Annotated in this window: 9 protein-coding genes; 4 read left to right on the top strand and 5 right to left on the bottom strand. The window is 43.4% G+C overall.

Annotated features, from left to right (window positions below; translation table 11 throughout):
• Positions 1–76: 76 nt before the first annotated feature.
• The 3 genes from OFY17_RS00155 to OFY17_RS00145 all read left to right on the top strand — a co-directional run bounded on the left by OFY17_RS00155 (position 77) and on the right by OFY17_RS00145 (position 2,602).
• Positions 77–1,084 (top strand): tryptophan--tRNA ligase, encoded by a 1,008-nt coding sequence (locus tag OFY17_RS00155; RefSeq protein WP_263528667.1) that lies wholly within the window; start codon positions 77–79, stop codon positions 1,082–1,084.
• A gap of 11 nt (positions 1,085–1,095) precedes the next feature.
• A complete protein-coding gene (locus OFY17_RS00150) occupies positions 1,096–1,968 on the top strand; it encodes a Tim44 domain-containing protein (protein WP_263528666.1) in 873 nt (290 codons plus the stop codon).
• Between the two features lie 121 nt (positions 1,969–2,089).
• A complete protein-coding gene (locus OFY17_RS00145; protein WP_263528665.1) occupies positions 2,090–2,602 on the top strand; it encodes a chemotaxis protein CheW in 513 nt (170 codons plus the stop codon).
• 114 nt (positions 2,603–2,716) lie between these two features.
• On the opposite strand, the gene OFY17_RS00140 is transcribed toward OFY17_RS00145, so the two are convergent.
• The gene (locus OFY17_RS00140) at positions 2,717–4,165 is read right to left on the bottom strand and encodes an AhpA/YtjB family protein (protein ID WP_263528664.1); all 1,449 of its coding nucleotides are present in this window, start codon (positions 4,163–4,165) and stop codon (positions 2,717–2,719) included.
• 146 nt (positions 4,166–4,311) lie between these two features.
• Here OFY17_RS00140 and serB point away from each other — a divergent pair, with 146 nt between their 5' ends.
• Positions 4,312–5,223: a phosphoserine phosphatase SerB gene (serB, locus tag OFY17_RS00135; protein ID WP_263528663.1), complete on the top strand. Its 912-nt coding sequence runs from the start codon at positions 4,312–4,314 to the stop codon at positions 5,221–5,223.
• A 104-nt stretch (positions 5,224–5,327) separates the two neighbouring features.
• Here the strand turns inward: serB and OFY17_RS00130 are convergent, their stop codons facing one another.
• The 4 genes from OFY17_RS00130 to queG all read right to left on the bottom strand — a co-directional run bounded on the left by OFY17_RS00130 (position 5,328) and on the right by queG (position 9,374).
• Complete coding sequence (locus tag OFY17_RS00130) at positions 5,328–6,515, bottom strand: molybdopterin molybdotransferase MoeA (protein ID WP_263528662.1); 1,188 nt, start codon at positions 6,513–6,515, stop codon at positions 5,328–5,330.
• A 17-nt stretch (positions 6,516–6,532) separates the two neighbouring features.
• Positions 6,533–7,081: a molybdenum cofactor biosynthesis protein B gene (gene moaB / locus OFY17_RS00125; RefSeq protein WP_263528661.1), complete on the bottom strand. Its 549-nt coding sequence runs from the start codon at positions 7,079–7,081 to the stop codon at positions 6,533–6,535.
• A gap of 11 nt (positions 7,082–7,092) precedes the next feature.
• Complete coding sequence (gene moaA, locus OFY17_RS00120) at positions 7,093–8,088, bottom strand: GTP 3',8-cyclase MoaA (protein ID WP_263528660.1); 996 nt, start codon at positions 8,086–8,088, stop codon at positions 7,093–7,095.
• A gap of 200 nt (positions 8,089–8,288) precedes the next feature.
• A complete protein-coding gene (gene queG / locus OFY17_RS00115) occupies positions 8,289–9,374 on the bottom strand; it encodes a tRNA epoxyqueuosine(34) reductase QueG (RefSeq protein ID WP_263528659.1) in 1,086 nt (361 codons plus the stop codon).
• Positions 9,375–9,409: the final 35 nt, after the last annotated feature.

Here is a 9,409-nt window from a genome sequence, read left to right as displayed (position 1 = left end):
TTTGTGGTAGGGTAGGTGGCACATTGGGTACTAGTTAGGTACCAAGACAAGAATAAGTAGGTAAAGAGTAACAGTAATGGCAAAAGAAATTGTTTTAACCGGTGTTACCACCACAGGCACGCCACATTTAGGTAACTATGTAGGTGCAATTCGCCCAGCTATTGAAGCAAGTCGTCAGGAAAACACTGAGTCTTACTTTTTTCTAGCTGACTACCACGCTTTGATTAAATGCCAAGATCCTGAGCGCGTACAGCAGTCTCGATTAGAAATCGCGGCGACTTGGTTAGCTTGTGGCTTAGATACAAATAAGGCGACCTTTTATCGCCAATCCGATATTCCTGAAATTGCCGAATTAAACTGGCTGCTTACCTGTGTAACGGCAAAAGGTTTAATGAACCGTGCCCATGCCTATAAAGGTGCTGTTGACGAAAACTTGGCTAATGATCAGGACCAAGACTTCGGCATCACAATGGGACTATTTTGCTACCCTGTATTAATGGCGGCAGATATCTTGGCTTTTAATGCCCACAAAGTACCTGTTGGCCGAGATCAAATTCAACATATTGAAATGGCACGAGATATTGCTGGCCGCTTTAATCACTTGTTTGGTCAACACTTTGTTTTGCCTGAAGCCGTTGTTGGCGAAGAGGGCTCTATCTTAAAAGGTCTAGACGGCCGTAAGATGAGTAAAAGTTATAACAACACGATTCCGCTTTTTGACACAGAGAAGAAATTGAAAAAAGGCGTTAATAAAATCAAAACGAATTTATTAGAGCCAGGCGAACCGAAGGATCCAGATGATTCCATTGTCTTTGATATCTACAAATCCTTCGCCACAGCAGAGCAAACAGAGCAAATGCGCCAAAGCTTCAAGGATGGTATTGCTTGGGGCGAAGCGAAAAAGGAACTTTTCACACTCATTAATGACCAACTGAGTGAGCCAAGAGAAAAATATTTAGAGCTAATGGCAAACCCGTCCCATGTAGAAGAAATTTTGCAGGCAGGTGCCGAAAAAGCAAGAGCGCGAGCTCGCAGCTTAATTTCCGATTTACGTAACGCCGTTGGCTTAGTTAATTTTAAATAGAGGAGAGTTTTGTGAAAACAACAGTATTTGCCATGATGATGGCGTTTGTTTTAGCAATTGGTGGCGGCTACAGCGCAGATGTTGAAGCGAAGAAGTTTGGCGGCAGCAAGAGCTTTGGTAAAAGCTTCTCTTTCTCTAAACCAAAAGCGACGACGAGCAATACAACAGCAAGTAAAACGACTGCTGCTAATGGCACGTCAACAACTAAAAAATCTGGCTTTTTAGGCGGCCTAGGCGGTGGCTTGTTAGGTGGACTACTAGCGGGTGGTTTATTTGCTGCTCTACTAGGCAGTGGCGCTTTTGATGGTATCGCTTTTGGTGACATCTTGTTGTTCGCTCTAGTAGGCTTCCTAGTTTACAAGTTCTTTATTGCTCCGAAACGACAAGCGGCTGCGGCAGCTGGTGGAAACAATATGTTCCGCGAAATGCCGGGTGCAGATCAACAAGGTCAACCGAATGCTTGGTCTGGTCAAGGTGGTTTTTCTGGAGCGAATTCTCAACCAGAGATTCAGTTGCCAGAAGGCTTTAACGAGCAAGCTTTTGTTGCCGAAGCTAAGAACCATTACATCAACCTACAAAAAGCGTGGGATGATAATAACTTCGATGAAATTTTAGACTATGTGAGCCCTGAGCTTTATAATTTGTTGGTAAAAGAGCGCGCATCTTATGGCGACGATAAGCCAGCAACAGAAGTAATTTCTTTGATGGTAGAAATTGTACGTGGTGAAATGAGTAACTCAGTGGCTTCTATTTCTCTACAATTTTCTGGCTGGATTAAAGAAGGTGAACAAACCTCAGAAACCAATGAGATTTGGCATCTAGAGAAAAATACAGCGGATGCTAACGGCAATTGGACCATTGTCGGTATCCAGCAAGATCAGTAAATATGGTCTAACATCGTAAGGTGAGCTCAACCACATGGAATTTTGCTAAGCGAATTTTTGCTAGACAAATGGTGTGTTGAGTTCTACATTATCTTAACTAAATTGAATGCGGATGTGAGTAATGTCTGAATTAGCACCTGTTAAAACTGGAACGGATATAGATGTAAAGTCACCAAAAGGTGATTTGCTACAGTACCTTACCTTTAAACTTCTTGAAGAAACTTATGCTATTAACGTAATGCAAATTAAAGAAGTATTACGTTATAGCGAAATCGCACCTGTACCGGGCGCGCCTGTTTATGTTCTAGGTATCGTGAATCTACGTGGTAATGTCGTTACTGTTGTTGATACTCGTATTCGTTTTGGCTTACCAGAATGTACTATTACCGACGATACTCGAATCATCATCATTGAACACGATGGTGAGCAAGTTGGTTTATTGGTAGATGCTGTGCATGAAGTGTTCTACTTGTACCAAAACGAAATCGAGCAGAGCCCAAGTGTTGGTAATGACGCTGCCCTTAAGTTCATCCAAGGCGTATACCAGAAAGAAGAAGAGCTGGTTATCTTGCTTGAGCTTGATCGTATGTTTGAACGTGATGAAGAAGAAGTACTTAGCATTGAAGCAAGCTAAGCTTTTATAACTTCTAAAAAAGCCTGACTTAAGAAATTAAATCAGGCTTTTTTGTGTCTTGCAGTTTTGTAGACTGTAAGTTTTTAGATTGTACCTTTGTAAAAATGAATTGAACTAACTCTCTATTTCGGTAATTTCTTCGATATGGTTTTGTACCTGTAGCTTGTATTTCTCAGCTATGCCTTTTACTTCATAGGCTAACATGTCTTGTTCATCCACCTCTATGATCTCCGGAAGGCCGCTGAATACTCTGTTCTGTATTTCGGGTAGGGTGAATATCTCTTCACTAATTACGAGTTTATTAACACTCTCTGTGTGGCTTAAGAGGTGAGTATTCTCTAATAGTTCACTCACTTCTTCTTTTACAAAGATATTATCCTTAAACATGCCAGCAACTTGAGGGTTGCCTTGATGCAAGCCTAGGTGGAAGTTTAGTTTAGGAATGTCCTCATAAAGCTCGTTCTCAAATAGTGTTTCCATTAAGCCTAAGAATAATTGGGCAGTGCTTACAGCGTTCATATAGAGTTTATCTTCGCTGTCCGTCGCGCTAAAGAGAATAATGGCCGAGTTACTTTGGTACTGATGCACCTGACCTAGATATATATCACTGGCTTGAAAAATAGCCCGATAGACAGGTGTTAGTAGGTTGCTTACTTGTAAAGGTGGGAGGTTTTGATGCCAATCATCTAAGTTAAGAATACTGAAATAAAGCACACAGTTGCGTTGGCTAGACTCTTCAAATATGGCATCAAAGTTAATTTCAAACTGGGTTTCTTGGGCTGCCTCTACTTCCTTGTGTAATTTATCTAAAGCGACAGCAACCTCTTCTTGAGGGTTTTCTTCAATAATAGGCTCAACCGGTTCTATTTTTTGCACATCAGCAACAATGTCACACAGGTCTTTGGCCTCTCTATATTTTGCCGTTGGTAGTGGCGCTGTACGCTTACCTCTTTTGTAAAAGGTTAAAACCTCAGCGACCTGATTAATGGGCGCGAAGAGCCATTTGCTGAGTAGTGCAATGAGTAATAGGGTAATCACACCCACAAAAATTGCTACGCCTAATAACAATTGATTAAGGTGCTTCAAGGTGGTTTGGGCAGGCGTTTTGTCTAAAGTGATTAAGACATGGCCAACGATCTCGTCTCTGAATTTTATACTCGAGCTATACACACTGCGCTGTTCATTGGGGCGAAAATCTTGTTCTGAAGAACCGCTAGAGGAACCACTGTCTGCTTCGGCCAGTAATTCATCTTTTTTGTTATAAACGCGTGCGCTTAATATATTGTCGTCGACGACTAAACGGTTAAGCAAAATATTTAAACTTAGTAAGTCGTTAGTCAGAATGGACTGCGTAGCATTAAAAGCGGCTTGAGTGGCTAGACTACTGCCTAGTACCTCGGTTTGCTGTGACAGGTAATTGTCTAAGGCATGTGTCATGGTGTACCAGAAAATACACACTGTCAGTAGCATAATGGAAACAAAAGAGGTGACCATGACAACTGATGCGCTGAGTTTTTCATGGATAAAAGTGGCGATCGCCTCAAGTTTTTGCTGAGTGTTCATTCACATCCTTTCGGGTAATTCATAGAGCAATGTCTAAAGTATACATACCATAACGGCCGATATTTGATTTCTTTAAAGTAGAACAGGAGCTTAGCGAAAAGAAAACGATTTGCTATAGTAGGCACCTTACTGAATTAGGAGCGTTTATGTCTGCCAGCATTACACTAATTGGCTCTTTACAGCCAAACTACACTGAACAATTTAACGCTTGGTTAACTGAGCGCCAATTATCAGGCACAAGTCGAACTCTAACAGATAATGACGATACGGTTACCGTAGTGCAAATTACGTTAGACTCTCCGTCGCCAAAAAAAGCAGAACTGATTGCCGAATTGCTTCTTCTATCCGATGAAACAGGCATAGATCACATCTATCAAGCAGAGCAATTGGATATCCGCAAAGCGGGTGTCGCCGTGTTTGATATGGATTCTACCTTGATTAAAGCGGAAGTCATGGACGAGCTGGCCGTGGAAGCGGGTATTGGTGAGCAAATATCAGCCGTAACAGCCAGTGCAATGCGCGGTGAAATTGATTTTGTTGAAAGCTTTGTTCAGCGACTAGCCTTATTAGATGGCCTGAGCAGCGAAGTCATGGATGGTGTATTCCAACGTATTCAACACATGGATGGCATCACAACCTTAATGAAGGCGTTACATCATTATGGCTGGCATACCGCTATCTTATCGGGTGGTTTTACGTATTTTGCTGACTGTGTGCAGTCTACCTATGGTATGTCAGAAGTACATGCCAATGTGTTGGAGATTATTGAAGGTAAGCTGACAGGTAAGCACCTTGGGCCTATCGTGGATGCTGAGCGTAAAAAGCTGCTGCTGACGAATATCGTTGCAGAGCAAAAAGTAGATTGGTCTCAAACCATTGCTTGTGGTGATGGTGCGAACGACTTGTTGATGCTTAACCACGCCGCATTAGGTGTTGCATTGCATGCTAAGCCATTGGTGCGTCAGCAAGCACCATGTCCAATGAGTAACCTAGGGCTAGATGGTATTCTTTATATGCTTGGCATGACGTCGACAGATATTCGTGCGTTAACAGCCTAATAGTCATCGCTCAAGTCCAAAAATAAAGCCGTTACTCTCAGAGTGAGACTAACGGCTTTTTTGTGCTTATATTTTTTTAATGCTTTCTATGTTTTGCGAAAAGCTTAGAAACTAGTGAAAGGGTAGAAAGCATAAGAGTGACCACTTTCGATTACGGCATTCGCTTTGATGTGGAGATAACCTTGGCTCTCACAGGCTGCTAGCAAGGCACCAGAGCTTTGTTGGGCGTGGGGGTAAGCTCTGCCATCACGCTCGATAGAAACACGTAAAAACTCATCGCGTTTAATAACTTTTTGACGATCGAAACCCGCTTGCACCATAAAGGCTTGGGGGATAACAGGCGTTTGGCCAGCGCAGACCGAAAGTAATAAACGAGCAAACCAATGGTAAGTCACTAAAGTGGAACTTGGGTTGCCGGGTAAACCTAAGAAAGGTACACCTTCAAGTGTTGCATGGACTAATGGCTTGCCGGGCTTGATGGCAATCTTCCATAAGTGAACCGTTCCTAGTTTCTCAAGCACGCCCTTAACATGGTCTTCTTCACCGACAGATACGCCACCTGAAGATAAAATAACATCACAGGATGAAATGAGTGTTTTTAAAGCAGATTCTGTTTCTTCAGGAGAGTCTTTGGCGTGAAGACAGTGGATAACTTGATGCCCCGCTTGGGCAACAAGAGCGCTGAGCATAGGGCCATTAGAGTTGTATATCTTGTCTACCGAGAGAGGTTCTCCCGCTGTTATTAACTCATCGCCAGTGGTTAATATGCCCACTTTCAATGGTTCAAAAACACAGATTTCGGTTATGCCTAAGCTAGACAGCAAGCCAACATGCATAGGGGTTATCTTGTCACCAGAGCGAAGAACCGTTTGACCTTCTTTAATGTCCTGACCCTTAGGGCGAATATTGCCTTGTTCCATAGGTCTTTGTACGAAAATAGGCTTTTCACCGTCTAGTCTGGCATTTTCCTGCATGACGACTGTATCTGCGCCTTCGGGAATATGGGCTCCTGTAAAAATACGTGCACAGGTTCCTGCTTCTAGAGGCTCTGGTGTTTGACCTGCGGCAATGCGCTGGCTCACAACAAAGGCTTTACCTTCTTGCCAATCCCCAGCGGAAAGTGCATAGCCATCCATTGCACTGTTATCGCTTGGTGGGACGGAAATAGTCGCCACAATGTCTTCAGCCAAGATTCGACCGACACTATTAACCACTGGCACCTTTTGCTTTTCTACGCGGCAGCTGGCACTGAGTTTGATTTCTTGTAAGGCGTCTTCAAAAGCCATTAACATCGACATTGTCCTTATGCTTACTCTTGTTCAGGTTGGTAAGGTTCTGGTTGGTATGGCCCAAGTAATAGGGTTACAAAGTTACAAGGGCGATGAGAAGCATCAAGCTGCTCTTTTAAAATACCATTCCACGCGGTTTTACAGGCCCCTGTAGACCCAGGTAAACAAAATACCAGTGTCTGATTAGCAAGGCCTGCCAAGGCTCGAGATTGTATGGTAGATGTGCCAATTTCTTGGTAAGAAATCTGTCTAAATAGCTCACCAAAGCCTTCGATGTTTTTATCGAATAAAGGCATCATGGCTTCAGGTGTACTGTCTCTGGAATAGAAGCCAGTACCGCCAGTAATCAACACCACATGGGTATCTTCACTGGCAATCCAGTTAGATACAGCAGCACGCATTTGGTAGATATCGTCTTTGACGATTTTACGCTCTGTTAATGTGTGACCGGCTTCTGTCAGTAAAGTAATGAGCGCATCGCCAGAAGTGTCCTCGGCAATGGTTCGGGTATCAGAAACCGTTAAAACGCTGATTTTTAATGGACGAAATGGAGTCGGTGTCTTAGCCATGGTCTTCCTTTTTAGCCGCCAGTTGCGCTCATGAAGCGTAAAATTTGTGGGGCTTCTTCAAGATTAAAATGATGTTGTTGAGGTTTTAATGCTAAGGCCTCAATAATGGCCTTTTCTAATATGTCTGAATCGTTTGGATACTGACGTAAAATGCTTTTTAAATCTTTAGAGTGATCATTTCCAAGGCATAGTAATAAGCGGCCTTCGACTGTCATGCGCACACGGTTGCAGGTGTCGCAAAAGTTATGGCTATGGGGAGAAATGACTCCCACCTTATGGCTTGAACCTTCTACGTGGTAATAACGAGTAGGGCCACCAGTCTGCATGGTACTCGGCGTTAGCGTGTAATGCTCACTAAGGGCCTTGATGACATCATCACTCGACAAGTAAGTTTCCGCCCTATCATGGTTGGTGATCACACCAAGGGGCATTTCTTCTATGAAACTAATGTCCATATTACGATCTAGGGCAAACTTAGCCAGATCATACAGCTCGTCATCATTGTGATTATTCAGCATGACGCTGTTTATTTTAACGCGTTTGAAGGGCAGCTTAGCGACGGCCTCAATACCCTCGATCACTTGATGGAACTTGTCTTTACGGGTCAAGGCTAAAAAGCGGTCGGCTTTTAAGGTGTCTAAGCTGATATTGATGCGTGCCACACCCACATTAAGTAAGTCGTGGGCCATTTTCTTCAGTTGGGAACCGTTAGTGGTGATGGTGAGTTCTTCGAGCCCTGCGGTATTAGCAATCTGTTCTAACGCCCATAACACATTCTTTCTGACCAGAGGCTCGCCACCCGTAATACGAATGCGTTTTGTGCCCATGCGAATGAAGGTTTTCGCCACATAGACAATTTCTTCCAACGACAAAATCTGCTCTTTTGCTAAAAAGGAAACGTCTTCATCCATGCAATAGGTGCAACGAAAATCACATCTATCCGTAACAGAAATGCGCAGGTAGTCTATTCTTCGACCAAAGGGGTCGATTAGGGCATTAGTACTCAAAAAAATCACCTCACGAGATGGCTTACTATCAAACCAAAAAATGCCTCATTTAGCAAAGCAGTCATCTAAATAGGCCTTATATATTTTTTGTATAAAGGTGAAAATGCTTTGCTGCATTTAAGAAAGTAGGTCTGTTAAGAATAGACTAATGAAACGCCAGTTAGTTCTAAGAGAGCTCGGTTAAATACTATAGCGGACGGCTAATGTTCATATTTATGGCTATGTTTCTCCAGCGCCCATCTAATGTGTTCCTTAACCATGTCCGTTGCGTTAGGTAATGCCTTGGCTAAGCTGTTGATGGTGGCCTCATTGCTTGGTGCATTACCTAATGCCACAGCAATGTTCCTTTGCCAGTTTTCATAGCCAGTACGGCGGATAGGTGAGCCTTCGGTGTTTTTCAGGAAGGTGGCTTCATCCCATTCAAACAGGCTGATTAAATCTGCCGAATCTAAATCGTGCCTTGGCTGAAAGTCGCTTTCCTCAGTGTATTTGGCGAACTTGGTCCAAGGGCAGACCAATTGGCAATCATCACAACCAAAAATACGATTGCCCATTTTACTGCGCAGTTCTTCTGGAATGGCGCCTTTGTGTTCAATGGTTAAATAGGAAATGCATTTTCCTGCATCCAATACCCAAGGCTCCACAAAGGCATCGGTGGGGCATTGGGTTAAACAGGCGGTGCAACTACCACAATGGCGAGAAGGTGTCGGCTTATCGACGGGTAGAGGCAGGTTAGTGAAAATTTCCCCTAACAAGAACCAGCTGCCTGCTTTTGGGGTAAGTAATAGGGTATTTTTACCTATCCAGCCCATACCAGCTTGCTCGGCAATTTGTCTTTCTAAAATAGGGGCACTATCAACAAAGGCACGATAACCGTGGTCTCCGACAGTTTGTTCAATCTTTTTGGCTAACTGGGTAAGTCGTTTACGAATTAATTTGTGGTAATCGCGCCCTAGGGCATAGCGTGCAATATAAGCTTTATCTTTGGTTTTTAAGCGTTCGACGGTTTCGACAGATTGGGGCAAATAATGCATCCGCAAGGAAATCACTCGACGAGTACCCGGGTGCAATTGCTCAGGGTAAAAACGCATGTCCCCGTGGTTGGCGAGATAATCCATGCCAGCATGGTATTCATTATCTAGCCATTGCTTGAACTCGTCTTTGTATTGGGCAAGGTCAGGCTCGACAATACGAGCCTCAGCAAAGCCAAACTCCACTGCCCAAGATTTAATATCACTGGTCAGTGTTTGTAAGTTCTCAGGAGTAGATAAAGACGAAGGGAGCAAGGGAATACCGCGATATAGCGCTAGACCCGTGGTTG

The sequence above is a fragment of the Marinomonas sargassi genome, from assembly GCF_025716875.1.
Taxonomy (GTDB): Bacteria; Pseudomonadota; Gammaproteobacteria; order Pseudomonadales; family Marinomonadaceae; genus Marinomonas; species Marinomonas sargassi.
This window is presented reverse-complemented; position numbering and strand designations above follow the sequence as displayed.

What these genes read in the sequence shown, in the direction of transcription:
- OFY17_RS00155 (WP_263528667.1), top strand. Translation starts at nt 77, where the DNA reads ATGGCAAAAGAAATTGTTTTAACCGGTGTTACCACCACAGGCACGCCA.
- moaB (WP_263528661.1), bottom strand. Translation starts at nt 7,081, where the DNA reads ATGGCTAAGACACCGACTCCATTTCGTCCATTAAAAATCAGCGTTTTA.
- serB (WP_263528663.1), top strand. Translation starts at nt 4,312, where the DNA reads ATGTCTGCCAGCATTACACTAATTGGCTCTTTACAGCCAAACTACACT.
- OFY17_RS00140 (WP_263528664.1), bottom strand. Translation starts at nt 4,165, where the DNA reads ATGAACACTCAGCAAAAACTTGAGGCGATCGCCACTTTTATCCATGAA.
- OFY17_RS00145 (WP_263528665.1), top strand. Translation starts at nt 2,090, where the DNA reads ATGTCTGAATTAGCACCTGTTAAAACTGGAACGGATATAGATGTAAAG.
- OFY17_RS00130 (WP_263528662.1), bottom strand. Translation starts at nt 6,515, where the DNA reads ATGTTAATGGCTTTTGAAGACGCCTTACAAGAAATCAAACTCAGTGCC.